Source organism: Actinoplanes sp. NPDC051494, assembly GCF_044454705.1.
In the GTDB taxonomy this organism is placed as follows: domain Bacteria; phylum Actinomycetota; class Actinomycetes; order Mycobacteriales; family Micromonosporaceae; genus Actinoplanes.
The window spans coordinates 847,293-874,211 of record NZ_JBITDZ010000001.1; the positions used below are offsets into that span (position 1 = coordinate 847,293).

Consider the following 26,919-nt stretch of genomic DNA (forward strand, 5'->3'; position numbering starts at 1 on the left):
CCAGGATGGCGGCACACGGCGTGGGCATCATGCGGGAACCGCGCCCACCGGATCCGCCCGATTCGCCGCCGGCGCCGGGCGACGACCGTGAGGCCGCGGCATGAGCGGCACCGAGGACGACGACCGGCTCGCGAGAGTCGCGCTGACCTGGCTCGCGGAGCCCGGCAACCGGGCCGTCTGGGACCTCGTGCAGGCCCGGGGCGCCGTGGCGACGCTCGAGCAGCTCATCGGCGGGGACGTTCCGGAGGACTCACTGCGTACGGCTGTCCTGGCCCGGGCCCGCACGGACGATCCCCGGCACCACGCCGAGGTCGCCCTGCGCCGGGGCCGGCGGGTCGGCGCCCGGGTCGTCATCCCCTCCGACGAGGAGTGGCCGTCCCGCGTCGAGTCGCTGGCCACGCTGGAACTCGAGATCCCGGGGCAGATCAACCACGACGTACGCCCGCCGCTCTGCCTCTGGGTGCGCGGCGGGCGCTCCGTCGGGGAGGCCTTCGAGCGATCGGTCGCGATCGTCGGGGCCCGGGCCGCGACACGGTACGGCGAGAACGTCACCATGGATCTCGGGTACGGCCTCGCCGAGCAGGACTGGACGATCGTCTCCGGCGGAGCGTTCGGGATCGACACGTTCGCCCATCGCTCGGCACTGGCGGCCGGAGGCACCACGGTCGCGGTGCTGGCGTGCGGCGTCGATCGGCCGTACCCGCTCGGCAACACGCCCATCTTCCAGCAGATAGCGGACAGCGGCCTGTTGATGAGCGAGTGGCCGCCCGGCTCCGAGCCGCTGCGCCACCGCTTCCTGATCCGCAACCGGGTGATCGCGGCAGCCACGGCCGGCACGGTGATGGTGGAGGCGGCGGCCCGCAGCGGGGCGGCACAGACGATGAGCCGGGTGGTGGCGCTCAACCGGCCCGCGATGGTCGTGCCCGGCCCGGTGACCTCGGCGATGTCGGTGGGGTGCCACGAACTCCTGCGGCGCTGCCCTCAGGCGCGGGTGGTCACGACCGTGGCGCACGTGCTCGACGAGGTCGGGCAGATCGGCGAGTATCTGGCCGAACCGGCTCGGGCCGTCAGCCATCCCCGCGACGATCTCGACGAGGAGAGCGCCCTGGTGCTGGAGGCGGTGCCCCGCCGCGGCACGGCCGGACCGGGACAGCTCGCGTCCAGGGCCGGCCTGAGTCTACGCACGGTGCTGAGGCGCCTGTCGCTCCTCGAGATCCGAGGCCTGGTGGTGCGCAGGGGCGACGGCGTCGCGCTGACGGAATTCGCCCGCGCGGCAACCGAACGCACCGGGATGCCCCCGAGGGCACCACTGACCGCGGCCCCGCCCTCAAGCGGTTAGCCGCGAATCCTCCGTCCGCCTCGGTCCGGGCAGCCACCCGGGCCGGGGCGGGACAAAGTCACTCCCCTGGTTCGTCGACGTCCCGGCGATGGATCTTCATCCATGCCTCGACGTCCTCGGTCAGCCACACTTTGCCCTGCGCGAGATCCGCCACCGGAGTGGGGAAGTCAGCCCTGCTGGTGATCTGGTAAGCCCGCTGCCGGCTCACCCAGCCCAGCCGGACCCGGATCTCGTGCGCACCCATGAGTCGGATTGCCTTAGCCACATGATCGACCGTAGGCGTATGACTATTAGTCCTGAGTCAAGTTGGTGAAAGACAGCTAGTCTCAGGTTAAGTATCGCGAACGGACGACCGCCCCACGCAGCCCTCACCCTCCAGCCGCCCACACCGAGAAATGAGACCTTCGCCCGCAGTCCCGGCCCACCGCGCCAACCCCACCGCGCCCAACCGCGCCGCGCCTTGCCGCGCCGCGCCTTGCCGCGCCCGACCCCATCCCGCCGCGCCCGACTCAGCCACGCCCGACTCAGCCGCGCCCGACTCAGCCACGCCCGGCCGGTCCGACCACATCGCTTCCCGCACAGACCGCACGCCGCCGACGCCCGATGCTCCCCGCCGCGTGTCGCCAAGAAGTGACGGCGCTTTCGCGGCAGGGCGAGAGGCTGCGCATCGATGCAAGAATACGAGAATTGCCGCGCACAGAAACTGCCCGGCACCCACATCCATCGTCGGCGGGAGAAAACCGGAGCCACCCATGGTCAACCGTTCCTCCGAGAGCCACCACAGCAGATCAAATATCTGGACCGCCAGGCCTGCGGGAGCGACGGGGTTCCTCAGTGGAGCGGTAGCCTGGCATCCCACCGCAGCATGAGCGCCGTCCGCACAGCGGCGACCGGGAGCACGGGGCCGCCCGGCCGCCGCCGCTTGTCATGCGATCGAGCTCGGCCTTCTCAGCGTGACAAATAACCGTAGCGACATTCTTTAGTACGTACAATGTTATGGAGCATCGTGATCACGTACGGTGTTAATTATGATCGATCCCTCGGCAGACCGCGCGGTGTTCCGCCAGCTCGCTGATCTGTTGCGCAATCAGATCGAATCCGGTGAACTCGCACCGGGTGAGCCGCTGCCGAGTGAGCTGCGTCTGGCGCAGGAGTACGGCATCAGTCGCACCACCGTCCGCCAGGCCATCGGGCAGTTGCGCACGGAAGGCCTGGTCACCGTCGACCGTCCACGGGGGACGTTCGTGCGCGTGCCCGAGCCGGTGGAGGTCATCGCGCTGGGTCGTGGCGAGCGTGCCGCTGCCCGTATGCCGACCGACGCGGAGCGCCGCGCCCACCGCCTCGGCGAGGGCGTCCCGGTCATCGTGATCACCGCTACCGACGGCACCACCTCCGTGCACCCCGCCGACCGGGTGGAGATCACCCGCCCCTGAGCAGCCGCACCCAGCACCCTCCACCGGCGCCAAAAAACTCGCAAGGGTCGCCCGCCGCCACACCGCAGACTCCCAGGTGCATGAGAGCCGCGGCCCTCAGATGGGCAAGAAACCGCGGACCCCAAAGTGCGCGAGAGCCGCCCCCAGGTGGGCAAGAAACCGCGGACCCCAAGGTACGCGAGAGCCCGCGGCCCAGGTGGGCAAGAAACCGCGGACCCCAAGGTGCGCGAGAGCCCGCGGCCCCCGAGGTTGCAAGAGGCCGCGAACCCCAGATGCATGAAAGCCGCTGCCCCCCCCCCCGGTGGGCAAGAAGCCGCAGACCCCCAGGTGGGCAAGAAGCCGCAGACCCCCAGGTGCGCGAGAGACCGCGAACCCTCAGGTGCGCGAAAGACCGCGAACCCTCAGGTGCGCGGGCGTCAGCGCCCCACACGAAGGGTCCCCCGGTAAAAGCGCGCCCGCAGCCGAGTCGGCCTCAGTTTTGCCGGCCTCAGTTTTGCCGGCGTTGGTGGGGCGGCGGCTATGAGCGGGTTCGGCGGCGGTAGCCGTGGGCCGGGTCCCAGGATTCGATGACCAGGTGGTCGGCCGGGTTGCCGACGTAGGTCAAGGAGACCTCGTTGATGTCGATGCGGAAGAAGCCCGCTCCCTCGACCGGGCTGTCGGGCGGCGCCGGGATCTCGGTGGCCACGCCGGAGAGTTTCGCGTCGCCGGGCCATTGGCCGGGGTCGTCCGGTGGGGGTTCGAGGGTGGGGCTGTGGACGGCGACTCTCGGATCCCGGCGGATGTCGCGGAGCTTCATCGAGCCTGGCATCGAGCCCATGGTGACGTCGCGGTCGTCGAATGTCAGTTCGGTGCCGCTGATCCGGGGGGAGCCGTCGCGGCGGAGGGTGGCGATGGTCTTGTTCGTGCCCGCGTCGAAGCGGGACCTCACCCGGGCCGCGAATTCCGGGTTCTCGTTCTCGATCTCCTGCCAACTCGTCATGCTCGCGACTCTAGGACGAGGGTCTGACAGGGTGATGATGGAACCATGAGCACGCGCGACACCCATGAGGCGCTCCCTCCGGCCATGCGGCAGGCCGTCGACGACTTCGGGCTGCATCTGTCCCGGGTCGAGAACCGGTCCGAGCACACCGTGCGTGCGTATCTGGGGGATGTCGTCTCCCTGCTCGCTCATGCCGCCGGGGCCGGGTGTGCGGGGCCCGCTGATCTGGACATCGCCGTCCTGCGGGGGTGGCTGGCCCGGCGGATGACCGCGGGTGCCGCTCGCACGTCGCAGGCCCGGCGGGCGGCCGCGGCCCGGGCGTTCACCGCGTGGGCCCATCAGGCCGGGCTCTGCGCCTCCGATGTGGGGGCTCAGCTGGCCAGCCCGCGCGCCCATCGCGATCTGCCGTCGGTGTTGCGGGCCGATCAGGCGGCGGAGCTGGTCGTGACCACGTCCGACCCCCATGGGGTACGCGACGCCGCGGTGCTCGAACTTCTTTACGCGACCGGGGTGCGCGTGAGCGAGCTGTGCGGCCTGGACCTCCCGGACGTGGACGGCTCCCGGCGGGTGGTCCGGGTCTTCGGCAAGGGCGCGAAGGAGCGGTCGGTGCCCTACGGGATACCGGCCCAGCGTGCGCTCGACGACTGGTTGCGCCGCGGCCGACCGGCGCTGGAGGGGGCCGGCAGCGGGGAGGCCCTGTTCCTGGGGGCCCGTGGCGGTCGGCTGCAGCAGACCGTGGTCCGCCGGATCGTGGCCCGGGCGGCCCAGGCGGCCGGCCTGCCGCACACCAGCCCGCACGACCTGCGGCACTCGGCGGCCACGCATCTGCTCGACGGGGGTGCCGATCTGCGCGCGGTACAGGAGCTGCTGGGCCACTCGTCGCTGTCGAGCACCCAGATCTACACCCATGTCTCGACGGAGCGGCTCCGGGCGGCGTTCGAGCAGGCTCACCCGAGAGCTTGACGAATCGTTCAACCCGTGACGCCGGGTGCCGTACGATCGCAGCGTGAGCGCCGGAGATCCACCCCCGCCCATCCCCGGAGCCCGGCTCCTCTTCTCCCTCGATCCCGGCGTGGCCTATCTCAACCATGGCTCGTTCGGCGCGGTGCCGATCGGGGTGCAGCGGGCCCAGCAACGGTTGCGGGACGAGACCGAGCGCAACCCGATGACGTTCCTCGGGACGGACGCGCTCATGGACCGGATCGTCCACACCCGACGTCATATCGCGCAGTTCCTCGGCGCCGACCCGGACGGCAGCGCGCTGGTGCCGAACGCCACCGCCGGGGTCTCGATCGCGCTGCAGACGGTGCGGCTGCAGCCCGGTGACGAGGTGCTGCTCACCGACCATGGGTACGGCGCGAACGAGCTCGCCGCCAAGCGCCAGTGCCGCCGGGACGGGGCGTCCACGCGCACCGTGCCGCTGCCGCTGCACGCGTCCGGCACCGAGGTGGTGTCGCGGCTGCGCGACGCGCTGCGGCCGGGCAAGACGAAGCTGGTCATCGTCGACCAGATCACCTCGCCGACCGCCAAGGTGCTGCCGGTACGGGAGATCGTCGCCGCAGCCCATGAGCACGAGATCCCGGTGCTGGTCGACGCCGCGCACGTGCCGGGCATGCTGCCGGTCGAGGTCGACCGGATCGGGGCTGATTTCTGGGTGGGCAACCTGCACAAGTGGGCGTTCGCCCCGCGCAGCACGGCCCTGCTCAGCGTCTCCGCTCCCTGGCGCCATCGGGTGGAGCCGCCCGTGGTCTCCTGGGAGCAGGACGCGGGTTTCCCGGCCTGCGTCGAGTTCCAGGGCACCCTCGATTACACCCCGTGGCTCGCTGCGCCGGCCGGCCTGTTCACCCTGCGCACCCTCGGATGGGACACGGTCCGTAGGCACAATGCCGAGCTGGCGTCGTACGGTCAGCGGGTTGCCGGTGCCGCCCTCGGCCTCGCGCCGGCCGAGCTGCCCGACCCCGGTGACGGGGACGCCGCCATGCGGATCGTGCCGCTGCCGGCGGGCGTCGCGGCCACCCGGGCCGACGCCTATGCCCTTCGTCTGCGCATCGCCGACAAGCTCTCGGCGGAGGTCGGGCTGAACGCCTGGGGCGGGCGCGGCTGGCTGCGGCTGAGCGCCCAGGTCTACAACCGCGCGGAGGAATACGATCGCCTGGCCGAGCACCTGCCGCAGCTGCTGAACGCCGCTCACTGAGCGACCACCGGCAGCAGCCGGACCCGGCCGGCCCCGAGCAGTGCCAGCGGATCCAGGTAGTCGCGTCCCCGGCGGAGTCCCCAGTGCAGGCAGGCCGGGCCTGGGCAGCCGGCGTGCCCGGGAGTCAACGTCCCGATCCGCTGTCCGGCCGCCACGGTCTCGCCGACGCGCACCGAGCCGAGCGTCAGCGGCTCATAGGTGGTGCGCAGCCCACCGGCGTGCGCGACGCTCACCACGCCCCGGCCGGCGATCGTCCCGGCGAACACCACCGTGCCGGCCCCGGCGGCCCGGATCGGCACCGACGCCGGCGCGGCCAGGTCGACACCGCGGTGACCGGGCAGCCAGCGGTGGGCGGGCGGATCGAAGCGCCGGGTCACCGCCGGTGGCTCGACCGGCGCGACGAACCCACCGGGCCCAGGAAGCAGCACGAGCGAGAGCAGCAGATTCATGTCCGGCATCGTGCCGGGAATCGCGATCGGGCACCGGGCGGCCTGTGGACAGAGCCGCGTTGTGGACGACCCCGGGAACGGCAACGGGGCCGTGGTAGCAAACCACGGCCCCGTTGAACAGGAAGAACTCAGCCCCCGAAACCGGGCTCATCCGGCAACGAGATGTCCGGCTTCTCCAGCTCCTCGACGTTCACGTCCTTGAACGTCATAACGCGAACATTTTTCACGAATCGCGCGGGGCGGTACATGTCCCAGACCCACGCGTCATGCATCTCGACCTCGAAGTACACCTCGCCGTCGGAGTTGCGGACGTGCAGATCCACCTGGTTGGCCAGGTAGAAGCGGCGCTCCGTCTCCACCACGTACGAGAACTGGCGGACGATGTCGCGGTACTCCCGGTAGAGCTGCAGCTCCATCTCGGTCTCGTACTTCTCGAGATCCTCTGCGCTCATCGCTTCTCGCCCTCCATGGCCTCATCTTCCCCCACCGGCACCGGCGGCCGAGGCTGCTCGCCTGACGCCACGCCGACGGTACCCTCACTCACCGGCCACAGCATCAGCGGCACGGCGACAGAATCGGGCCGGGCCTCGGCGACCGGGCGCCGGGCCCGTGGCGGCCGGTTGCCCCGCCCGGAGGCGGCGGCCACGTTCACGTACGAGAACCGGTGTTCCGCGCACGGCCCATGCGTGGTCAATGCCGTGCTGTGCTCCTCGGTGATGTACCCCTTGTGCACCGCGAAACCATAATCCGGGAACTTGCCGTCCAGCTCCACCATCAGGCGGTCCCGGGTGACCTTGGCGAGCACGCTGGCGGCCGCGACGCACGCCGCGACCCGGTCACCCTTCCACACCGCGAGGCCCGGACCGCCCAGCCCGTCGACCGGGAAGCCGTCGGTGAGCACGTAATCCGGCCGGGTGGTGAGCGAGGCGAGCGCCCGGCGCATCGCCGCGAGATTGCAGACGTGCAGGCCGCGGGCGTCCACCTCGGCGGCCGGGACGATCACCACCGACCAGGCCAGGGCACGCTTGACCACCTGGGCGTAGACCCGCTCCCGGGCCGCGGCGGTGAGCAGCTTGGAGTCGGCCAGCTCCTCGATCTCGCCACGCTTGCCCTCGGGCAGGATGGCGGCGCCGGCCACGAGGGGTCCGGCGCAGGCTCCCCGGCCGGCCTCGTCGGCGCCGGCGACGTGCTGAAAGCCGCGGCGCTGCAACGCGCGCTCGAGGGCATACAGGCCGCCTTCCCGGCGGACGACGGTGCGCGGCGGTGCCAACATCAGCGACCATCCGACGGTACGCCGTGAGCCCGGCCGACATCGGCCAGGTCCCCGGGAGCCACGCCGCCCCGGGGCGGCGTGGGATCGCCGACCGGCCGGAGGGCACCGGCGGACGAGGCCGCGGTGAGACGACGGACGAGGGCGGCCAGCTCCAGCGGGAAGATCTGTTCGGTGGAGGCCTCGATGTCGGGTGCGCTCCACCAGCGGTGCTCGGTGATGGTCTGCTGCTCGTCGGCGTCGAAGCCGGCGGTGGAGACCTCCCACGCGGGGACCCGGAGGGTGAAGAAGTGCTGGTCCTGGCGGTAGTCGCGGTGGCGGTAGCTGAACTCGGTCACCTCGTGGTGGACCGGGTCGCCGAGCTCGGCCGGGGTGACCCGCAGGCCGGTCTCCTCGAACAGCTCGCGGGCCGCGGCCTCGGCCGGGCTCTCGGCGGCGTCGAGGCCGCCGCCGGGCGTGAACCACCAGCGCTCGCCGGGCCGGGCCGGATCACCGCCGTGCATCAGCAGGACCCGGTCGGCCGCGTCGAGAAGGATCACCCGCGCTGCCCGTCGGTCGATGTGCGTCACGCACCCAGCCTATTGCGCCGGACATCGATCTTGAGCTCGGGTGTCACTTGGTGGCGGCGGGGTCCGGGATGTCGTCGAACGGCGCGGGGACCGACAGCCAGGTGGCCCGGCCGACCGGCCAGAAGATGGTGAAGGCGCGGCCGACGATCGAGTCCGCCTTGATCGTGGCTTCCTGGATGTCCTCGGTCTGTTCCCAGTGCTCGAGGGAGTCGCCGGAGGCGGAGCGGTGGTCACCCATGACCCAGAGCCGGCCGGCCGGGACGGTGATGTCGAACGGCTCGTCGGCGGCCGGGTCCTGGTTGCCGTCGTCGTCCTTGTAGATGTACGGCTCGGAGAGCGCGTGGCCGTTGATCATCAGGCGCTGCTGGGCGTCACAGCACATCACGTGGTCGCCACTGATGCCGATGATGCGCTTGATGAAGTCTTCGCCCTCGGTGCCGCTCTGCCAGTCGCTCGGGGCCTTGAAGACCACGATCTCGCCGCGGCGGGGCTCACGGAAGTCGTAGACGAGCTTGTTGACGAGCACCCGGTCCCAGATGTTGAGGGTGTGCTCCATCGACGGCGACGGGATGTAGAACGTCTGCAGGACGAAGGCCCGCACCAGGACGGCGACCAGGATCGCCACGCCCACCAGGATGGGGAGCTCGCGCCAGAAGGATCCCTTGTGCTGCTCGCCGGTCTGCTCGTCAATCACGGTCGGAGCCTACGTCGCCGAGGCGTCAAGCACAGTCCGGAACGCGCGGATACACCGACACTTAAGAGGAACGGCAGCATCACCGCCGTGGTGGCCGGATCGGGCCCGGGCTCCGGGGGCGCGCCCAGCGGGGCCGAGCCGACCGGGTGCGCGGCCGCGTAGGACTTCCAGTTGTCGGGCACGGAGAGGCTGGTGAAGTGCTTAGTGGGCCACACCACGACGAAGGCCCGGCCGATCACGTTGTCGATCGGAACCGGACCCTGACAGCGCGCGTCCTGGGAGACCAGGCGGTGGTCGCCCATGACGAACATCTCACCGTCGGGAACAGTCACCTCGGCGAATCTCCGGCTGCTGCACTGGCGTGGGTTCGGCGGCTGGTCCAGCGGGGAATTCTCGAAGATGTACGGCTCGTCGACCGGCTCGCCGTTGACCGTGATCCGGCCCTTGTCGTCGCAGCAGGCGACCTTGTCACCGGGGAGCCCGATGACCCGCTTGATGAAGTCGCGCTCGCCCGGGCGGCTCACCCCGACGAGGTCACCGATGGTCCGGCCGAGCTTGGCGCCGAACGTGTTGCTGACCGGGGTGGCGGGCTGCTCGGGCGCCCAGTTCTCGGTGCCGCGGAAGACGACGATCTCGCCCCGGAGCGGGTCGCGGATGTCGTAGACGACCTTGTTGACCAGGACCCGGTCCTGGATCGCGAGGGTGTTCTGCATGGAACCGGACGGGATGAAGAAGGCCTGGACGAGGAACGTGCGGATCAGCACGGCCAGGCAGAACGCCACCACCAGCAGCAGCGGGAGCTCTTGCCAGAGCGGCATCTCCTTGCGCCGGATCACCCGCCCGCGACGCCGTCCGCCGGAGGAGGCGCCTCGATACCCCTGCATCGGTTCCACGCTACGTCTCTCCCGCCGCCGTCCGGGCGAATCCGACCCGGATACAGCACTACCGCCCGCAGCTCCCTAACGAGAACAGGTCGGGCGGTAGTGCGAATGGCCCACCAGCGCGGCGAACGCCGCATTGGCACTGATTCCCATCCGTCACATGCGTAAGCCTAGTGCGCTCGCGCAGGAAACGTCAGTCCGAGTGAACTTACGTCCCGGACCCGTCAGGGGTTCAGTTGGCGGTCTGCTTCTCGCGCAGCTCCTTGATCTTGGCCTTCTTGCCACGGAGCTCACGCAGGTAGTAGAGCTTCGCGCGACGCACGTCACCACGGGTCACGACCTCGATGCGGTCGATCTGCGGGCTGTTGATCGGGTAGGTCCGCTCGACACCGACGCCGAAGCTGATCTTCCGGACCTTGAAGGTCTCCCGCAGGCCACCGTTCTGGCGGCTGATGACGACGCCCTGGAAGACCTGGACACGGGAACGGTTACCCTCGACGACCCGAGCGTGCACGCGCAGCGTGTCGCCGGCGCGGAAGTCGGGAATGTCGGTGCGCTGCGACTGGAGGTCGAGCTCGTCCAGCAGGTTCATCGCTGCATCCTCGTACTGCTCAAAGCGCACCGGGAATTCGATGCGCGATTGGGGTAATGCTGAGCTTGTGACAAGCTCCTCGCCTGCCGCCCACGGCGTGAGAGGCAAACGGCAACCTCACTACTTTGCCACACCCGACCCCGGGACCCGAAATCCGGCCCCTTCGATCGCCGCGCGGTCCTTCTTGTCGATCTTGTCGGCCGGGTACGCCTCGAACAGGTCCGGACGCCGGGCCGCGGTGCGCAGCAGCGACTGTTCACGGCGCCAGCGGGCAATCTTGCCGTGGTCACCGGAGCGCAGCACCTCGGGCACGTCCAGGCCCTGCCAGGACGCCGGCTTGGTGTACACCGGGGCCTCCAGCAGCCCGTCCGAGTGGGACTCCTCGGTGAGCGACTCGGCGTTGCCCAGCACCCCGGGCAGCAGCCGGGTGATCGCTTCCATGATCACGATGACCGCGACCTCGCCGCCGAACAGGACGTAGTCGCCGAGCGAGACCTCGCGTACCGGCATCGGCGCGGCGTCGAGCACCCGCTGGTCGATCCCCTCGTACCGCCCGCAGGCGAAGACGAGGTGCTCCTGGGCGGCCAGCTCGGCCGCGTCCGCCTGGGTGAACGGCTTACCGACCGGCGAGGGCACCACGAGCAGCGACGAAGGGGACGCCACGGCCGAGAACGCCGCCGCCCACGGCTCCGGGCGCATCACCATGCCGGGACCGCCACCGTACGGACTGTCGTCGACCGTCCGGTGCACGTCGGAGGTCCAGGTGCGCAGGTCATGCACGGAGAGGTCGAGGGTCCCGGCGCCGCGGGCCTTGCCGATCAGCGACAGGTCCAGCGGCGAGAAGTAGTCCGGGAAGATCGAGATGATGTCGACGCGCACGTGGGGCAACCCTCAGGGTCTGTTTTGGAAGTGGGGCCGAGGCGAGGCGCGGTCCAGGTGTCGTCTGGGTGTGCGCCGGAATTGTACGGATACCGGTGTTGTATCCGAGCGATTCCGGCGTGCGGCCAGACGGCGGCTGGGCCTCGCCGCAGCCCGGCTCCACTTCCACAACAGACCCTAGAGGTCGAGGAGGCCCTCGGGGAGGTCGACGACGATCCGGCCGCCGGTGACGTCGACGGAGAGGACCATCGCGCTGACGAACGGGATGAGCGCGGTGCCGCCCGTGGCCTTCTTGAGGACGATGAGGTCGGACGAGGGGGCGTGGTCGATGCGGTCGACCTTGCCCAGCTCGGTGCCGTCCTGGTCGACCACCGACAGCCCGACCAACTGGTGGTCGTGGAACTCGTCGGGGTCGTCCGGCGGGGCCACGCCGGCACTGTCGACCTGCAGGAACACCCCACGCAGCGCCTCGGCGACGTTGCGGTCGTGCACACCCTCGAACTGGGCGATGATCTTGCCCTGGTGCCAGCGCAGCGACTCGAGGGTCAGCTCGCCGGGCACCTGGTAGGCCGCCCCCGCCGTGGGGGCGGTGGCCGGACCGGCGCTCACCCGGCGGTCCCGGGGGACCTCCGTGGTGAACGCCGACCCGGCGACAAATCTCGCCTCTGGCTCGTCGGTCCGGACGGTGACGAGGACTTCCCCACGGATACCGTGAGGCTTACCGATCTGACCGACTACCAGCAGCATCGTCATGACTGTCGATCAGTACGCGTCGACGATGTCGACGCGGATACCGCGCCCACCGATCGACCCGATGACCTGACGCAGCGCCTTGGCCGTGCGCCCGCCACGCCCGATGACCGTTCCCAGGTCCTCGGGGTGCACGCGCACCTCGAGCCGCTTGCCGCGGCGCGAGTCGACCAGCCGCACCCGGACGTCGTCCGGGTTGTCGACGATGCCCTTGACGAGGTGCTCCAGCGCGGGCCGGAGCGCCCCGTCAGCTCGCGTCGGCGCCGGCACCGGCCGGGTCCTTCGCGTCAGCGGCGACAGCCTCGCGGTTCGGCTCGGCCGGGTCGACAGCCTTGGTGTCGCTCGGGCGACCCTCGGCAACCTCGGGCGCGGCCGGAGCCTTGGCCTCGGCGGCCGGCTTCTCAGCCTTGGCCTTCTTCGGGGTGGCAGCCTTCGCCGGAGCCTCGACGCCGGCGGCAGCCTTCGCCTCGGCCTCGTACGCGGCCTGACGGTTGGCCTTCTCGGGCGCCACGAGCAGCGGCGGCGGGGCCGGGAGGCCCTTGAACTGCTGCCAGTCGCCGGTCTTCTCGAGGATGCGCTGCACGGCCTCGCTCGGCTGCGCGCCGACCGAGAGCCAGTACTGCACGCGCTCGCTCTTGACCTCGATCAGCGAGGGGTCGTGCTTGGGCTGGTAGATGCCCACGTACTCGATGGCGCGGCCGTCGCGCTTGGTGCGCGAGTCGGCGACGACGATGCGGTACTGCGGGTTGCGGATCTTGCCCATCCGCAGGAGCCGGATCTTTACGGCCACGGTTTTATCGCTCCAAGTAATGACGTGGGTGAAACGGCGGAACCCACGTGGGGATGCGGGACCGATGTCTCGTGGACTGGCGAAGCAAGAGGGGTTAGAGGGCGCCTCTCGCATGCCGGATACCAGCTAGTCATTGTGCCAGATGGGTACCGTCGCTTGACAGTGGGGGCACATGTCAGTCCCGTGGGACCGCCGGGCGGTCCCAGCCCGCGGGGAGAGCGGCCGGGACGTCCCACGCCGGATCCGGGCGGAAGTCGGTCCAGGTGCCGTCGAACGGGAAGACACCCGCCTCGGCCTGCTTGATCACGCGACGGCCCTCGTCCCGGACCGCGGCCTCGTCCGGGACCCAGTAGTGCTCCGGGATCGCGAGCCGCTCGGCGAACTCGTCCTCGTCCTTCCACCGCCAGGTCAGGTCCGGGTCCACCTCGACGTCGAGGTCCTGGTCGATCACGTCCACGCCGGCGACGGCACCGTCGTCCCAGCGCAGCGCGCGCTCCTCCAGGTTGACGTACCAGCCCTTGAACGCGCCCGTGTCGGTGAAGAACCACCACACCGAGTGGTCCGCGCCCGGCGGGAAGAACAGCAGGATGCCCGGGCCCTGCCAGGAGCCGGGTACGAGCTGGTAGCCGGAGGTGACCCACTCGGTGAACGGCATGGCCCGCGAGCCGCGCCCGTCCGTGGTGACCTCGTTGACGGCCGGGGCACCGCGCTCCAGCCAGAGCAGCAGCCCCCGGTCGTCGTCGGAGATCACCCGGACCGGCCGCACGAACGCGAGCCGGCCCCGGCGGGTGTTGCGGTGCAGGATGATCTGCCCCGGCGTGAACGTGACCATCAGTAGGCGCGGGCCAGGATCGCGATCAGATCCGCCTCGTCGTCCGAGTCCGGCATGGTGCCGTCCGGGCGGGTGAGGCAGCGTACGGTCACCGCCTTGCCGTTGGCGGTCTTCTCGCCGTCCGGGCCGACCGCGGCCCACGGCACCCGGGCCCAACCGGTCTGCGCGGCCTCGATCGCCTCGTCGAGCGTCTTGACCTCGACCGTGTTGGCCTCGCGGAAGCTCAGCGCGTCGTCGTACAGCCGCTGCTGGTCGGCCTTGAGCGCGCTGACCACCCCGGCCACGACCTCGGCGAGCGCGACCGGCGACTTGGTGCCGTCGATCCGGCGGGCCACCACCGCGTTGCCGTTCGCCAGGTCCCGCGGGCCGACCTCGACCCGGATCGGGATGCCCTGCAGCTCGGCGTCGACCGCACGACGGCCGAACGGGACATCGGCACGGTCGTCGAGCTTCACCCGTACACCCGCCGCTTTGAGCTCGTCGCGCAGCTTGACCGCCGCCTCGGTGACGCCCTCGCCGGCCTTGACCACCATGATCTGAACCTGGACCGGCGCGATGTTCGGCGGGAGCCGCAGGCCGTTGTCATCGCCGTGCACCATGATCAGGCCACCCATCATCCGGGTGGACGTGCCCCACGACGTGGTCCAGGCGTGCTCGACGGCGCCGGCCTGCGACGTGTACGTGATGTCGAACGCCTTGGCGAAGTTCTGCCCGAGCTCGTGCGAGGTGCCCATCTGCAGGGCCTTCGTGTCACCCATCATGGCCTCGACGGTCATGGTGTTGGTCGCGCCGGCGAACCGCTCGCCCTTGGTCTTGCGGCCCGGGACGACCGGGATGGCCAGCATCTCGACCATGAACTCCTCGTAGACCGTCTTGTGGATCAGACGGGCGTACTCCTTGGCGTTCTCCTCGCTGATGTGGGCCGTGTGACCCTCCTGCCAGAGGAACTCGGTGGTCCGCAGGAACGTACGCGGGCGCAGCTCCCAGCGCACGATGTTGGCCCACTGGTTCAGCAGCAGCGGCAGGTCACGGTAGGAGTCGACCCACTTGGCCATGAACTCGCCGATGACCGTCTCGCTGGTCGGGCGGACCACCAGCGGCTCGGCGAGCTGCTTGCCACCGGCGTGGGTGACCACGGCGAGCTCCGGGGAGAAGCCCTCCACGTGCTCGGCCTCCCGGCGCAGGTAGCTCTCCGGGATGAACAGCGGGAAGTACGCGTTCTCGGCGCCCGCCTCCTTGATGCGGGCGTCCATGTCCGCCTGCATGTGTTCCCAGATGGCATAGCCCGCCGGCCGGATCACCATCGTGCCGCGCACCGGTCCGTTGTCGGCCAGCCGGGCCTTGTTGATGAGGTCCTGATACCAGCGGGGGAAGTCTTCCGCACGGGGAGTGAGCACGCGAGCCATGGGGAGAATCCTACGGGTGCCCGCTCAGCGGATGACCCGGCCCTTCAGCACGATGCGCCGGGGCGCGCGGACCACGGTGAGGTCGCGGCGCGGGTCCTCCGGGTAGACGACCAGGTCGGCCAGTCCGCCCTCGACCAGGCCGGGGAAGCCCAGCCATTCGCGCGCCCGCCAGGACGCCGCGGCCAGCACCGCCTCCGCGGGCAGGCCGGCCTTGTGCAGGAGCAGCATCTCCTCCGCGGCCTGCCCGTGGCGGACGCCGCCACCGGCGTCGGTGCCGACGAAGATGGGTACGCCCGCCTCGTGCGCCGCCGCGACCACGGCCGGGAACCCGTCACGAAGCGCGAGCATGTGGTCCGCGTACCCGGGGAACTTGGGTCTGGCCTGGTCGGCGATCTTCCCGAACGTCAGAATGTTGATCATCGTGGGCACCAGCGCGGTCCCCCGCCGGGCCATCTCGTCGACCAGGTCGAGCGTCAGCCCGGTGCCGTGCTCGACCGAGTCGACGCCGGCCCGCACCATCATGGCGACGCCCTCCTCGGAGAACGTGTGGGTCGCGGCCCGGGCCCCGGCGGCGTGCGCGGCCTCGACGGCGGCGACCATGGTGGCGGCGTCCCAGGACGGCGCGAGATCCCCGACGGACCGGTCGATCCAGTCCCCTACGATCTTGACCCACCCGGTGCCGGCCTTCGCCTGCGCGGTGACGGTCTCGGCGACCCGCGCGGCTTCGACCTCGATCCCGATGTCCCGCAGATACCGCCGCTGCGGGGCGACGTGCCGGCCGGCACGGACCAGACGGGGGATCTCCGGTTCGTCGTCCAGTTCCGGATACGGGTACGGCGACCCGGCGTCCCGCAACGCCAGCACGCCGGTGTCCCGGTCCTGGGCGGCCAGCTCCCGGGCCTCGTCCACGCTCTCGATCGGCGACGCGCCGTACCGGATCCCGAGATGACAGTGGGCGTCGACCAGCCCGGGAACGACGAACCCACCGTCACTGATGGTCTCGGCGTCCCGTACGGGCTCGAACGTCACCCGGTCGCCGACCAGCCACAGATCCCGGACCTCACCATCGGGCAGCACCGTCCCACGCACATGCAGAGCCATGGGTAAGTCCTACCGCATGCCGACGAGGGACGGCCGTCAGCGTGCTCGGCGCGACCTCTCCCGGCGCGCTTGCCACGCGTCGAGGTCAAGTGTCACCGGCCAGGGTCGATCCAGTCTGATGCGGCCACCCCGGGCGAGGCCGAGGTGGTATTCACCGTCGTGGCCGAGGATGTGCTCCTTGAAGACGATCTCGTCGCCGAGCGGATCGATCACCCAATACACCGGGATGCCGGCATAGGCGTAAAGCTTGACCTTGGTGCGACGGTCGCGAATCGTCGAGTCCGGCGACACCACCTCGACCGCCAGCAAGACGTCTCCGGCTGAGGGCGGAAACGACTCGTCCTCGTTGTCCGGCACCACCACGACGTCAGGACGTGGCCGGTTACGGCCGTCCACCGCGATGGACAGGTCCTGAACTACGTAAACGTCTTCCGGTTCGTTCACCTCGAGGGCACTGGCAACCTTGTGGGCCACCCACTGATGGAACGTTTTCGGGCTGGACAAGACGAGCCTTCCATGGAGGAGCTCATAGCGGAGATCCTTCGGAAGGCTTGCCAGGTCGTCGACGGTCCAGTCCTGCTTGTCGGCCAGGCCGAGGTCGTCGAGGGACGACAGAGCGGCAGTCATCGATTCCTCCCCATAAGGATGCGGACTGCCGCTCATGCTACCTGTCATGGGACTACCTGTCACGCGTCACCTTAACGCTTGTCGTCGTCGCGCTTCGGGTTACTGAGCTTGTTGAAGTCGAGCTTGGGGAGCTTGAAGCCGGGCGGGAGGCCCGGGGCCCCGCCGAGGGCGCTCGGGTCGAGGCCCGGGGGCAGCTGCGGCATGCCACCGGGGAAACCGGCCGGCATCCCGGCGCCGCCCATGCGGGGACGGTTGCCGCCCTTGGTGCCCTTGCGCTTGTTCTTGGGGCTCTTGGTGGCCTTACGGCGGTTGCCGCCGGGCAGGCCCATCATGCCGCCCATCTGCTTCATCATCTTCTGCGCTTCGACGAAGCGGTTGAGCAGCTGGTTGACGTCCATGACCGTGACGCCGGAACCGCGGGCGATGCGAGCCCGGCGGGAGCCGTTGATGATCTTCGGCGTGGTGCGCTCGGCCGGGGTCATCGAGCGGATGATCGCGGTGACCCGGTCGAAGTGACTGTCGTCGAGCTCGGCCAGCTGGTCCTTCATCTGGCCCATGCCCGGCATCATGCCGAGGATGTTGGCGATCGGGCCCATCCGGCGGACCGCGATGAGCTGGTCGAGGAAGTCCTCCAGGGTGAACTGCTCGCCACCGAGCAGCTTGGAGGTCATCTTCTCTTTCTGATCCTCGTCGAAGGCCTGCTCGGCCTGTTCGATGAGGGTCAGCACGTCGCCCATGCCGAGGATGCGGCTGGCCATCCGGTCGGGGTGGAAGACGTCGAAGTCCTCGAGCTTCTCGCCGGTGGACGCGAAGAGGATGGGCTGGCCGGTGACGTGGCGGACCGAGAGGGCCGCACCGCCGCGGGCGTCGCCGTCGAGCTTGGAGAGGACCACGCCGGTGATGCCGACGCCGTCGCGGAACGCCTCGGCGGTGCTGACCGCGTCCTGGCCGACCATCGCGTCGATGACGAAGATGACCTCGTCGGGGTCGACCGCGTCGCGGATGTCGCGGGCCTGGGCCATCATCTCCGCGTCGATGCCGAGACGACCGGCGGTGTCGACGATGACGATGTCCTTGGCGGTGCGCTTGGCGTGCTCGATCGAGTCCTTCGCCACCTGCACCGGGTCGCCCACGCCGTTGCCCGGCGACGGCGCGTAGACGTCGACACCGGCCCGGCCCGCGAGGACCTGGAGCTGGTTGACGGCGTTGGGGCGCTGGAGGTCGGCGGCGACGAGCAGCGGCTGGTGGCCCTGGTTCTTGAGCCAGCGCGAGAGCTTGCCGGCGAGCGTGGTCTTACCGGAGCCCTGCAGGCCGGCCAGCATGATCACCGTCGGGGGCTGCTTGGCGAACGTCAGCCGGCGACCCTCGCCACCGAGGATCGCGATGAGCTCCTCGTGGACGATCTTGATGATCTGCTGGGCCGGGTTGAGCGCCCCGGAGACCTCGGAACCGCGGGCGCGTTCCTTGAGGTTCGCGATGAACTGCTTGACCACGGGCAGCGCGACGTCAGCCTCGAGCAGCGCGAGGCGGATCTCGCGGGCGGTGGCGTCGATGTCGGCGTCGGTGAGCCGGCCTTTGCCCCGGAGCTTGGTGAAGATGCCGGAGAGGCGGTCACTCAAGTTGTCAAACACGGCACAACTTCCCGTTGGTCGAAAGGGAGGAGATGCCCAAGCCTAGCCGCCCACGGTCGGGCTCACCGGTTGCGCATCCGGTACGTCTTCTTCGCCGCCTCGATCCGGTACCCGGTGCGGGTGCCGGGCGCGATGCCCTTCTTGGCCTTTCCGTACAGGTAGATGCCACCGCCGACCACGAGAGCGCCCACGATCAGGTACGCGAAAGCGCCGACGAGCCAGTTGAGCACCGAGATGGCGACCCAGCCCACCACGATCACGCCGGCCACCGTCGCCACGAGATACGCCACTGCCTTGCCCATGTCGTCTCCTCTCAAGCCGAGGCCTCCACCATGCCTCGCCCGCGCAACCCCGCGCATCAGGGAGCGACCCGTAGGGGTGGCCGGACCGGGGTTTCCCGCTCGCCACGTCAGTAGATCGCGTATACCGCAGATAACAGGCGTATCAGGTCATTGACCGCAACCATCCGGGAGACCGGGCCGTTGAGGCACCGGAACCCTGGAGCGGAAGGACGAGATCGTGCCCCTGCGGCGGATCCTGCGGCTCGCGCCCTGGCAAGTGCGTTCGCGCATCATGAGGAGCGTTCAGCGCCGAGTGCTGCCCCGGGTCGCCGAGGAAGCACGGCTCGGTGTCGCCCGGCGGTTGGTGTCGTTGTCGCACCCGCCCCGGCTGCCCCTCATGCGTACGCCCCCCGACGCCCCCACCATGCTCGTGTACACCGGCCGGGGCTGGATCACGGCCCGGCGGGACCCGGCGGCCAGCCCCGCGTCGGTTCGCCGGCAGAACCTGGAGAACGTCACCGCCGCGCTCGACCGGGCGGGCATCGACTGGTTCCGCGTCCCCACGAAGTCGCTGCGCGCCACGGCGGTGGCCGTCCGGGTCAGCGACCGGGCCGCGACCGTACGCCTGCTCGAGGGTCTGACCGGGCTGATCTCCATCGTGAAGCCCCGGCGGGTGAAGAAGCGCGCGTCGGCCGACGTGCTGCGGGTGTGCTGGCCGGTCACCGACCCGGACGGCAGCATGCTGCTCGGTTTCGACGTCGGGTGCGACGTCGAGTTCTGGGCCGAGCGCGACGGGATGCTGAGCGGCCCGCGCCTGAATCCGATCGCCGACGTGATCCCGGTCGGCGAACCGGTGGTGAGCGCCCCCGAGCGGGCGTTCGGCCCGTTCAGCTCGCCGCACGACACCACCGCGTACCGGACCCGGGAGATCTTCACCATGCCGGCGCCGGACCGGATCGGCTTCCCGATCGACGTGGTCTACACCTGGGTCGACGGCGCCGACCCGGCGTGGCAGGCGCGCAAGGCCGCCGCCCAGGGCCAGAACGACTGGCTGGGCGAGGCGAGCCGGCTGGCGCACAACGACGCGCGGTTCGCCTCCCGAGACGAGTTGCGGTACTCGCTGCGCTCGCTGCACTGCTTCGCGCCCTGGGTGAACCACATCTACCTGGTCACCGACGATCAGGTGCCGGAGTGGCTGGACCCGGCGCAGCCCGGTCTGACCGTGGTGAGCCACCGGGAGATCTTCGGGGACACCGGGCGGCTGCCGACGTTCAACTCGCAGGCGATCGAGTCCCGGCTGCACCGCATCCCGGGCCTGAGCGAGCACTTCCTGTACCTCAACGACGACGTGTTCCTGGGCCGGCCGGTCAGCCCGGAGCTGTTCTTCACCCCGGGCGGGCTGACCCGGTTCTTCCCGTCGAACGCCCAGGTCGACTCCGCCCCACGACGGCCCGACGACCCGCCCGCCGACTCGGCCGGCAAGAACAACCGCGAGCTGATCCGTACGGCGTTCGGCCGCGTCCTGACCCGCAAGATGATGCACACCCCGCACCCGTCGCGGCTCAGCGTGATCCACGAGATCGAGGAACGCTTCGCCGACTACGTGACCTCGACCGCCGGCCACCAGTTCCGGCACCCGGACGACATCGCGTTGCTGTCCTCGCTGCAGCAGTACTACGCGTACCTGACCGGGCGGGCCGCGCCGGGAACGATCGGTTACACGTACGCGAACCTGGCCGATCCCCGCACCCCGTTCAAGCTCGCCCGGCTGCTCCGGCACCGCGACCTGGACACGTTCTGCCTCAACGACACCGACTCCGACGACGCCGTGGCCGCCGTGCAGGCCGCGCTGCTCGCCGAGTTCCTGCCCGCGTACCTGCCGTTCGCCTCCCCGTTCGAGCGCACCGGGACCGACGTGATCGCCCAGATCGACCGGGGGCCCGCACTGACCGCGGAGCTCCCCACCCAAACAGCAAGGAGCACTCGCTCGTGAGCTTCGATGTCGTCATCCTCGGTCTCGGGTACGTGGGGCTGCCGCTGGCCCAGCAGGCCACCCGGGCCGGCCTGTCCGTGCTCGGGTACGACGTCGACGCGGGGGTGGTCGGCGCGCTGAACGCCGGCCGCTCGCACGTCGACGACCTGTCCGGCGCCGACGTGGCCGAGATGCTCGCCGGTGGTTTCCAGGCGACCACCGACGAGTCCCGCATCGCCACCGCGGCCACGGCGGTGATCTGCGTGCCGACGCCGCTGTCCGAGGGCGACGGCCCGGACCTGCGCGCGGTCGAGGGCGCCGCCGCCGCGATCGGCCGTAACCTGCGTCCCGGCATGCTGGTCGTGCTGGAGTCGACGACCTACCCCGGCACCACCGACGACGTCGTGGGGCCGCTGCTGGAGAACCTGTCCGGGCTGAAGGCCGGCGTCGACTTCCACCTGGCGTTCTCGCCCGAGCGCATCGACCCGGGCAACGAGAAGTTCGGCCCGCACAACACCCCGAAGGTGGTCGGGGGGTTCACGCCGGAGTGCACCGAGCGGGTGGCCGCTTTCTACGGGCGGTTCATCACGACGGTCGTCCGGACCCGCGGCACCCGGGAGGCGGAGACCGCGAAGCTGCTGGAGAACACGTACCGGCACGTCAACATCGCGCTGGTCAACGAGATGGCCCGGTTCTGCCACGAGCTCGGCATCGACCTGTGGGACGTCATCAACGCCGCGTCCACCAAGCCGTTCGGCTTCCAGGCGTTCTACCCGGGACCGGGCGTGGGCGGGCACTGCATCCCGATCGACCCCAATTACCTGAGCCACAACGTCCGCAGCAAGCTCGGTTACCCGTTCCGGTTCGTCGAGCTGGCCCAGGAGATCAACGCCACCATGCCGGCGTACGTCGCCAGGCGCGCGCAGAACCTGCTCAACGCCGACGGCCAGGCCCTGCACGGGGCGAAGGTGCTGCTGCTCGGTGTCACGTACAAGCCGAACATCGCCGACCAGCGGGAGTCGCCGGCCACCCCGCTGGCGCGTCACCTGGCGTCGCTGGGCGCGGTGCTGACGTACCACGACCCGTACGTGAAGGAGTGGAGCGTGCCGCGCACCGACGACCTGGAGGGCGCAGCCGCGGCCGCCGACCTGGTCATCCTCGTGCAGCAGCACCGCGACTACGACGCGGACCACCTGGCCGGCATCGCGAAGCGCTTCTTCGACACCAGGGGCGTGACCACCGGCCGGGAGGCGCACCGGCTGTGACCCAGACGATCACCGCGGCCCGTCCGGCCGTGCCCCGGCCGGGCGCCCGCCAGCAGGCGCACCGGCGCGACATCGAGGGGCTGCGCGCGGTCGCGGTGCTGCTCGTCGTCGCGTACCACTGCGGTCTGCCGTTGATCTCCGGTGGTTATGTCGGCGTCGACGTCTTCTTCGTCATCTCCGGCTTCCTCATCACCGGGCTGCTGCTGCGCGAGGCGCGCGGCAGCGGCACGATCTCGATCCCGCGCTTCTATGCCCGGCGCGCGCTGCGGCTGCTGCCCGCTTCGACGGTGGTGGTGCTGGCCACGGTGGTCGCCTCGGCGCTGTGGCTGCCGCCGCTGCGGCTCGGCGCGATCCTGTCGGACGCGCTGCACACGACGGTCTACGCGATGAACTACCGGCTCGCCGCGATCGGTACGGACTACCTGAACGCGGAGGCCGACCCGTCGCCGCTGCAGCACTTCTGGTCGCTCGCGGTCGAGGAACAGTTCTACCTTGTCTGGCCGCTACTGATCATCGCGTTCCGCAAGCGCCGGGGCCTCGGGGTCGCACTCTCGGCGCTGACCGCCGGTTCGCTGGCACTGGCGGTGTGGCAGACCCGGGAGAACGCCGGCTGGGCCTACTTCGGAGCGCACACCCGCGCGTGGGAGCTGGGCGTGGGTGCGCTGCTGGCGCTCGGCGCGTTCCGTCTGCCCAGGTGGTGTGTCCCGGCTGGACTGATCGCGATCGCCGCGTCGGCCGTCCTCTTCACCGCACGGACACCCTTCCCCGGGTACGCCGCACTGCTCCCCGTCCTCGGCACAGCGGCCGTGATCGCGGGTGGCACCGGGCGCCGGGCCGGACTGCTGGGGCTGCCGGTGCTACAGGGCGTCGGCCGCCTCTCGTACTCGTGGTATCTCTGGCACTGGCCGATGTTGCTCATCGCGCCGGCGGCGTTCGGGCGCCCGCTAGCGGTGTGGGAGAACGTCCTGGTCGGGTGCGGCGCACTGATCCTGGCCTCGCTCACCTACGCCCTGGTCGAGAATCCCGTCCGGCACCTGCGCACGCTCCGGGACCGTCCTTGGCGCGGCATCGGCGCCGGCCTGGGCATCTCCCTGCTCTGCGCCGGCCTGTGCGTCGGCGTGGCTCAGGTCGCCTCGTCGGCGCGCGGCGGCAGCGACTACCGGGCCACCGCGCTGGATCCGGCCACGTTCGACCCCACCTCGCTGCCCGCGCTGATCGCCGCGAGCGCCGATGCCCCGGCCGTACCCGGGAATCTGACGCCGGCCCTGGACCGGGCGGCCAAGGACAAGCCACGGATCTACGACGAGGGCTGCTCCGGCAGCTTCGTCGACGCCACGGTCAAGAAGCCCTGCGAGTACGGCGACCTCAGCTCGCCGACCACAGTCGTACTCCTCGGCGACTCGCATGCCGGGCACTGGTTCCCCGCGCTGGAGGCCGCGGCGACGCTGAACCACTGGAAGCTGGTGATGGTCACCAAGAGCGCGTGCACGGTCGCGGACAGCGTGATCTTCCTGCCCGAGCTCAAACGCGACTTCACCGAGTGCGTGCAGTGGCGCCGGGACGCGCTGGATTACGTCCGGTCGCTGCACCCGGCGAAGATCGTCATGGCCTCGACGTACCCGACGAGCGAGCTGCTGCACGTGCCGGGGACGCAGGACGAGGCCTGGGTGGCCGGCTGGAGCGCGTCGATCGCGGCGGTGTCCGCGCCGGGCACCGAGGTGTATTTCATGAACGACACGCCCTGGCAGGCGGGCGCGGTCCCGGACTGCCTGTCGGCGCACATGGACGAGCCCTCGGCCTGCGCCCACCCGCGGGCCAAGGCGATCGGCAAGGCCGCGCGGCGGGAGCTGGTCATGGCCGCGGCCCGGACCGCCGGCGCGACGGTCATCGACCCGACGCCGTGGTTCTGCACCGCGACGACGTGCCCGGTCATCGTGGGCAACCTGCTGGTGTACCGGGACCAGCACCACATCACTACCGCCTATAGCCGGCTTCTCGGTCCGCTTGTCTCTGAGGTATTGACTCAGAGATAAAGGTCCACCTCGAGTTCAACGCGAAGTTGAAGACTGGGATGAGGAACAGCGCGGCGACCTGCACGTGCCGATAGGGTGCGTGCAGGATCGCCGTGCCGGCCCAGACCACCACGGTGTTGACCGTCCAGGCGACCGCGGTGACGGCGAGGAACTTCGCCCCGCCCGTGACATGCGTGGTCCGCGAGCGGAAGACCCAGTTCCGCTGCAACACGTACGACACCACGATGCTCGCCACGAACCCGATGCCGGAGGCGAGCACGGGGGTGAACCCGGCCCCCTCGTGCAACGCCAGCGCCAGCCCGAGATGGGTGACCGCGCTGGCCGAACCACTGAGCCCGTAACGCACCAGCCGGCCGGCGTCAGCTCTCCACATGCTCGCTCCGCTGGCCGACGACGACCGGCCGGACCCGCTCGCCGGTCCGTTCCTGGACGAGGAAACGCGGGCGGGCGCGGACCTCCTCGTGGATGCGGGCCAGGTATTCGCCGATGACGCCGAGGCCGAGCAGGATGCACGACCCCATCACCAGCAGGACCAGGATGACCGTGGTGAAGCCGGCCACCGACCCGCCGCGCGTCCAGCGGATCAGCGTCTGCACGCCGAGCACCACCGAGAACCCGGCGAAGCCGACGCCGACGACCGTGACCAGGTGCAACGGCGCCGAGGTGAACGACGTGAGCCCGTTGACCGCGAGCCGGCACAGCGCCCGGAACGTCCAGCGGGAGACGCCGCCCGCGCGGTCGTCGATGTCGATCTCGACGGTGGTCCGCCGGAAACCGATCCAGTGGCTGGTGCCCCGGAAGAACGACGAGTGCTCCGGCAGTGCCAGCAGCGCGTCCAGGGCGCGGCGGCTCAACAGCCGGAAGTCGGTGGCATCGACGAGCTCGACCGCGGTCAGCCTGGTGAACATCGTGTTGAACGCGCGAGCGGCCATCCGTCCACCGGCCCCCTGCCCGGCGCGGTTGCGTTTGACCGCCTCGACGACGTCGGCGCCGTCGCGCCAGCACTGCAGCATCGCCGGGATCGCGGCCGGCGGATGCTGCAGGTCGGCGTCGATGACCACGACCGCGTCGCCCCCGGCGTGCGCCAGCCCGGCCAGCAGCGCCGCCTCCTTGCCGAAATTGCGCGACAGCCGTATGCCCCGGACCCGCTCGTCGGCGCCGGCCGCCACCACCAGCCGCTGCCAGGAGTCGTCGGACGAACCGTCGTCGACCAGCACCAGCTCGTAGCGCGACCCGGCGAGCACCTCGCCGAGCCGGGCCACGAACCGCTCGACCCCGGCGCCCTCGTTGTAGACGGGCGCCACCACGGACACCAGCTCGGTCATGAGTCGCTCCCCCGGCAGAACGGGCGCCCGTACATCTGTCCGGTCGCCATCCCGGCCGTCACCTCGAGCCGCTCGGCCGGGCTCGTGGTGCCCGGCACCTCGGCCCGGGCGAACCGGGAGTAGGGAATGTCCGGGTACAACGCCCGGAACTCGTCGCGCAACCCGCACCGGCGCGCGTCACCGGCCGCGGACCGGTCGAAGTCGGCGATCTCGCGGGCGATCGCGTTGTTGGTCAGCGCGGTCGCCCGGCCACCGGTGTCGTCGCGGTACCGCGCGTTGGCCGCCGCGGACCCGGCCCCGGCGACAACCAGCACAGCAAGCAGACCCACCGCCGCGACCCCACCGGCACCCGACGGCCGCCGGGGCAGGGCGGCGCCGAGCGCGGTCAGCAGGCTCAGCAGGGTGAGCGGGCCGGCGACGGTGGCCAGAGCGCCGTCGCGCCAGCCGAGACCCCAGCGGCCGGCCGCCGCCGCTTGCTGCATGTCGCCGGAGCCCGCGGCCATGGCCGCGCCGAGGATGAGCGCCGCGCCCGCCACCGCGGCCACCGCCAGCGCCGGACGCCGCCCGGCACCCGGCAGTGCGCGCAGTTCCCGGGCGGTGCCGAGGGCGAGGAGACCGAGCAGCACGAGCGCGAGCAGGCCGACGAGGTAGCCGGGCGTCCGCCCGCGAGTCGCCTCCGCCCACTGCGCCGGCGGCAGCCACGCCACCATGCGGTTGACCCAGGCGAGCCCGAGACCGTCACCGAGGACCAGGTCGGAGCCGCTGTAACAGTCACCGGTGGCGCAGGCACGGGCGATCAGGACCCGTACCGGAAGGAAGACCGGCAGGAAGCCGAGCCACAGCAGACCGGTCAGCCGCGCGGGCCGGCTCCGGAGCACCTCCCGCACGCTCAGGCCGAGCACGAGCCGCCCCCGCGCGACCACCGCCACCACGGCGAGCGGCAGCGCCAGATACGCGATCTCGTTGAACGCGGCCAGGCCGGCACCGGCCAGCAGCGCGAGCACGGCCGGGCCCCGCCCCCGGCACATCCACGCCGCCACGGCCAGGACCAGCGCCCCGGACAGGTAGTACAGGCCGCCGAACAGGACCGCGGTGCTGGTACCCCCGGCGGCGACGAAACCCGGTGCGACCGCGAACGGCACCAGGGCGGTGAGCCGGGACGTCTCCCCGGTGACCGCACGGGCCAGCAGGACGGCCGCCGCGGTGAGCACGATCGCCGCGAGGAACGAGACCAGGCGCAACGCGATGTTCGCCGGCAGGTGCAGCACCTCCACGAACGCGTACGCGGCCACGTCCACCCCACGTTCCACCAACCGGCCGAGCGGGCGGAAGTTCCCGAAGTCGAGATACAGCGGGACCGTGCGGAACGGCTCGGTGAGCTGGCGCAGCGGGTGCGCGCGGAAGTCACCGCCGTGCCAGTACACGTTGAAGCGGTGGTCCGCGGTCGGCGCGAGTGTCGCCAGGGGCGCCAGCACCGCCGCGGGGGCCGTCAACCGGGCCTTCGTCGAGACGCTCACGCTGGTAAAACGAGGTTCGCACCCGTTCCGCAACCGGCCCGCGACCAGCCACGCAACCCGGGTGCGGCAGGCACCCGGCCGGCAACTCAGCACTCACGCCAAGGCACCTG

The 26,919-nt window shown here is 70.7% G+C and carries 29 protein-coding genes; 7 read left to right on the top strand and 22 right to left on the bottom strand.

The genetic code is table 11. The annotated features are described in order from the left end of the window. The first annotated feature begins 100 nt into the window (after positions 1–100). Positions 101–1,339 carry a DNA-processing protein DprA gene (locus ACIA6A_RS03915; RefSeq protein ID WP_396095872.1) on the top strand — a complete coding sequence of 413 codons (1,239 nt, stop codon included), beginning with the start codon at positions 101–103 and terminating at the stop codon, positions 1,337–1,339. 58 nt (positions 1,340–1,397) lie between these two features. Here the strand turns inward: ACIA6A_RS03915 and ACIA6A_RS03920 are convergent, their stop codons facing one another. Then, positions 1,398–1,583 (bottom strand): DNA-binding protein, encoded by a 186-nt coding sequence (locus ACIA6A_RS03920; RefSeq protein ID WP_396096442.1) that lies wholly within the window; start codon positions 1,581–1,583, stop codon positions 1,398–1,400. A gap of 784 nt (positions 1,584–2,367) precedes the next feature. Here ACIA6A_RS03920 and ACIA6A_RS03925 point away from each other — a divergent pair. Further along, complete coding sequence (locus ACIA6A_RS03925) at positions 2,368–2,772, top strand: winged helix-turn-helix domain-containing protein (protein ID WP_396095873.1); 405 nt, start codon at positions 2,368–2,370, stop codon at positions 2,770–2,772. A 517-nt stretch (positions 2,773–3,289) separates the two neighbouring features. Here the strand turns inward: ACIA6A_RS03925 and ACIA6A_RS03930 are convergent. Beyond that, complete coding sequence (locus ACIA6A_RS03930) at positions 3,290–3,751, bottom strand: pyridoxamine 5'-phosphate oxidase family protein (protein WP_396095874.1); 462 nt, start codon at positions 3,749–3,751, stop codon at positions 3,290–3,292. 45 nt (positions 3,752–3,796) lie between these two features. Between ACIA6A_RS03930 and ACIA6A_RS03935 the strand changes: the two genes are divergently transcribed. After that, entirely contained in the window at positions 3,797–4,714 is a 918-nt protein-coding gene (locus ACIA6A_RS03935) for a tyrosine recombinase XerC (protein WP_396095875.1), read from the top strand. Between the two features lie 43 nt (positions 4,715–4,757). Next, complete coding sequence (locus ACIA6A_RS03940; protein ID WP_396095876.1) at positions 4,758–5,945, top strand: aminotransferase class V-fold PLP-dependent enzyme; 1,188 nt, start codon at positions 4,758–4,760, stop codon at positions 5,943–5,945. Here ACIA6A_RS03940 and ACIA6A_RS03945 read toward each other — a convergent pair. The 17 genes from ACIA6A_RS03945 to ACIA6A_RS04025 all read right to left on the bottom strand — a co-directional run bounded on the left by ACIA6A_RS03945 (position 5,939) and on the right by ACIA6A_RS04025 (position 18,718). Further along, on the bottom strand, positions 5,939–6,421 hold the full coding sequence (locus ACIA6A_RS03945) for a M23 family metallopeptidase (protein ID WP_396096443.1): 483 nt from the start codon (positions 6,419–6,421) through the stop codon (positions 5,939–5,941). The two genes, ACIA6A_RS03940 and ACIA6A_RS03945, sit on opposite strands and share 7 nt — an antisense overlap. Positions 6,422–6,522: 101 nt before the next feature. Beyond that, complete coding sequence (locus ACIA6A_RS03950; protein ID WP_067505225.1) at positions 6,523–6,846, bottom strand: DUF2469 domain-containing protein; 324 nt, start codon at positions 6,844–6,846, stop codon at positions 6,523–6,525. Next, complete coding sequence (locus tag ACIA6A_RS03955) at positions 6,843–7,667, bottom strand: ribonuclease HII (RefSeq protein WP_396095877.1); 825 nt, start codon at positions 7,665–7,667, stop codon at positions 6,843–6,845. Before ACIA6A_RS03955 ends, ACIA6A_RS03950 begins: the two co-directional genes overlap by 4 nt. Next, complete coding sequence (locus ACIA6A_RS03960; protein ID WP_396095878.1) at positions 7,667–8,233, bottom strand: NUDIX hydrolase; 567 nt, start codon at positions 8,231–8,233, stop codon at positions 7,667–7,669. The genes ACIA6A_RS03955 and ACIA6A_RS03960 overlap by 1 nt, the downstream gene beginning before the upstream one ends. 43 nt (positions 8,234–8,276) lie before the next feature. After that, positions 8,277–8,927 carry a signal peptidase I gene (gene lepB / locus ACIA6A_RS03965; RefSeq protein ID WP_396095879.1) on the bottom strand — a complete coding sequence of 217 codons (651 nt, stop codon included), beginning with the start codon at positions 8,925–8,927 and terminating at the stop codon, positions 8,277–8,279. Continuing rightward, on the bottom strand, positions 8,924–9,811 hold the full coding sequence (gene lepB / locus ACIA6A_RS03970; RefSeq protein WP_396095880.1) for a signal peptidase I: 888 nt from the start codon (positions 9,809–9,811) through the stop codon (positions 8,924–8,926). The genes lepB (ACIA6A_RS03965) and lepB (ACIA6A_RS03970) overlap by 4 nt, the downstream gene beginning before the upstream one ends. A 229-nt stretch (positions 9,812–10,040) precedes the next feature. Continuing rightward, entirely contained in the window at positions 10,041–10,400 is a 360-nt protein-coding gene (gene rplS, locus ACIA6A_RS03975) for a 50S ribosomal protein L19 (protein WP_396095881.1), read from the bottom strand. Between the two features lie 120 nt (positions 10,401–10,520). Next, complete coding sequence (gene trmD / locus ACIA6A_RS03980; protein WP_396095882.1) at positions 10,521–11,279, bottom strand: tRNA (guanosine(37)-N1)-methyltransferase TrmD; 759 nt, start codon at positions 11,277–11,279, stop codon at positions 10,521–10,523. Positions 11,280–11,456: 177 nt separating this feature from the next. After that, positions 11,457–12,023 carry a ribosome maturation factor RimM gene (gene rimM / locus ACIA6A_RS03985; RefSeq protein WP_396096444.1) on the bottom strand — a complete coding sequence of 189 codons (567 nt, stop codon included), beginning with the start codon at positions 12,021–12,023 and terminating at the stop codon, positions 11,457–11,459. Positions 12,024–12,041: 18 nt separating this feature from the next. After that, complete coding sequence (locus ACIA6A_RS03990) at positions 12,042–12,299, bottom strand: RNA-binding protein (RefSeq protein WP_014447131.1); 258 nt, start codon at positions 12,297–12,299, stop codon at positions 12,042–12,044. Continuing rightward, positions 12,277–12,819 carry a 30S ribosomal protein S16 gene (rpsP, locus tag ACIA6A_RS03995; protein ID WP_396095883.1) on the bottom strand — a complete coding sequence of 181 codons (543 nt, stop codon included), beginning with the start codon at positions 12,817–12,819 and terminating at the stop codon, positions 12,277–12,279. Before rpsP ends, ACIA6A_RS03990 begins: the two co-directional genes overlap by 23 nt. A 175-nt stretch (positions 12,820–12,994) precedes the next feature. Continuing rightward, positions 12,995–13,651: a DUF402 domain-containing protein gene (locus ACIA6A_RS04000; protein ID WP_396095884.1), complete on the bottom strand. Its 657-nt coding sequence runs from the start codon at positions 13,649–13,651 to the stop codon at positions 12,995–12,997. Beyond that, a complete protein-coding gene (gene proS / locus ACIA6A_RS04005; protein WP_396095885.1) occupies positions 13,651–15,057 on the bottom strand; it encodes a proline--tRNA ligase in 1,407 nt (468 codons plus the stop codon). The genes ACIA6A_RS04000 and proS overlap by 1 nt, the downstream gene beginning before the upstream one ends. A 24-nt stretch (positions 15,058–15,081) precedes the next feature. Next, complete coding sequence (locus ACIA6A_RS04010) at positions 15,082–16,158, bottom strand: amidohydrolase family protein (protein ID WP_396095886.1); 1,077 nt, start codon at positions 16,156–16,158, stop codon at positions 15,082–15,084. A 36-nt stretch (positions 16,159–16,194) separates the two neighbouring features. Then, positions 16,195–16,785: a Uma2 family endonuclease gene (locus tag ACIA6A_RS04015; RefSeq protein ID WP_396095887.1), complete on the bottom strand. Its 591-nt coding sequence runs from the start codon at positions 16,783–16,785 to the stop codon at positions 16,195–16,197. Between the two features lie 71 nt (positions 16,786–16,856). Beyond that, entirely contained in the window at positions 16,857–18,416 is a 1,560-nt protein-coding gene (gene ffh, locus ACIA6A_RS04020) for a signal recognition particle protein (RefSeq protein ID WP_396095888.1), read from the bottom strand. A gap of 62 nt (positions 18,417–18,478) precedes the next feature. Beyond that, positions 18,479–18,718, bottom strand: coding sequence for a hypothetical protein (locus ACIA6A_RS04025; RefSeq protein WP_396095889.1), 240 nt, complete (start codon positions 18,716–18,718; stop codon positions 18,479–18,481). A gap of 271 nt (positions 18,719–18,989) precedes the next feature. Here ACIA6A_RS04025 and ACIA6A_RS04030 point away from each other — a divergent pair, with 271 nt between their 5' ends. From ACIA6A_RS04030 to ACIA6A_RS04040, 3 genes are read left to right on the top strand one after another with little or no spacing between them, the layout of a single operon-like run. Next, on the top strand, positions 18,990–20,690 hold the full coding sequence (locus tag ACIA6A_RS04030; protein ID WP_396095890.1) for a stealth family protein: 1,701 nt from the start codon (positions 18,990–18,992) through the stop codon (positions 20,688–20,690). Next, positions 20,687–21,934, top strand: coding sequence for a nucleotide sugar dehydrogenase (locus ACIA6A_RS04035; RefSeq protein ID WP_396095891.1), 1,248 nt, complete (start codon positions 20,687–20,689; stop codon positions 21,932–21,934). The genes ACIA6A_RS04030 and ACIA6A_RS04035 overlap by 4 nt, the downstream gene beginning before the upstream one ends. Beyond that, positions 21,931–23,967, top strand: a complete 2,037-nt coding sequence (locus tag ACIA6A_RS04040; protein WP_396095892.1) for an acyltransferase family protein — start codon at positions 21,931–21,933, stop codon at positions 23,965–23,967. The genes ACIA6A_RS04035 and ACIA6A_RS04040 overlap by 4 nt, the downstream gene beginning before the upstream one ends. Here ACIA6A_RS04040 and ACIA6A_RS04045 read toward each other — a convergent pair. The 3 genes from ACIA6A_RS04045 to ACIA6A_RS04055 are packed head-to-tail and all read right to left on the bottom strand — an operon-like array spanning position 23,909 to position 26,809. Beyond that, positions 23,909–24,340, bottom strand: a complete 432-nt coding sequence (locus tag ACIA6A_RS04045; protein WP_396095893.1) for a GtrA family protein — start codon at positions 24,338–24,340, stop codon at positions 23,909–23,911. The two genes, ACIA6A_RS04040 and ACIA6A_RS04045, sit on opposite strands and share 59 nt — an antisense overlap. Next, a complete protein-coding gene (locus tag ACIA6A_RS04050) occupies positions 24,327–25,292 on the bottom strand; it encodes a glycosyltransferase family 2 protein (RefSeq protein ID WP_396095894.1) in 966 nt (321 codons plus the stop codon). Before ACIA6A_RS04050 ends, ACIA6A_RS04045 begins: the two co-directional genes overlap by 14 nt. Beyond that, positions 25,289–26,809 (bottom strand): hypothetical protein, encoded by a 1,521-nt coding sequence (locus ACIA6A_RS04055; RefSeq protein WP_396095895.1) that lies wholly within the window; start codon positions 26,807–26,809, stop codon positions 25,289–25,291. The genes ACIA6A_RS04050 and ACIA6A_RS04055 overlap by 4 nt, the downstream gene beginning before the upstream one ends. Positions 26,810–26,919 lie beyond the last annotated feature (110 nt).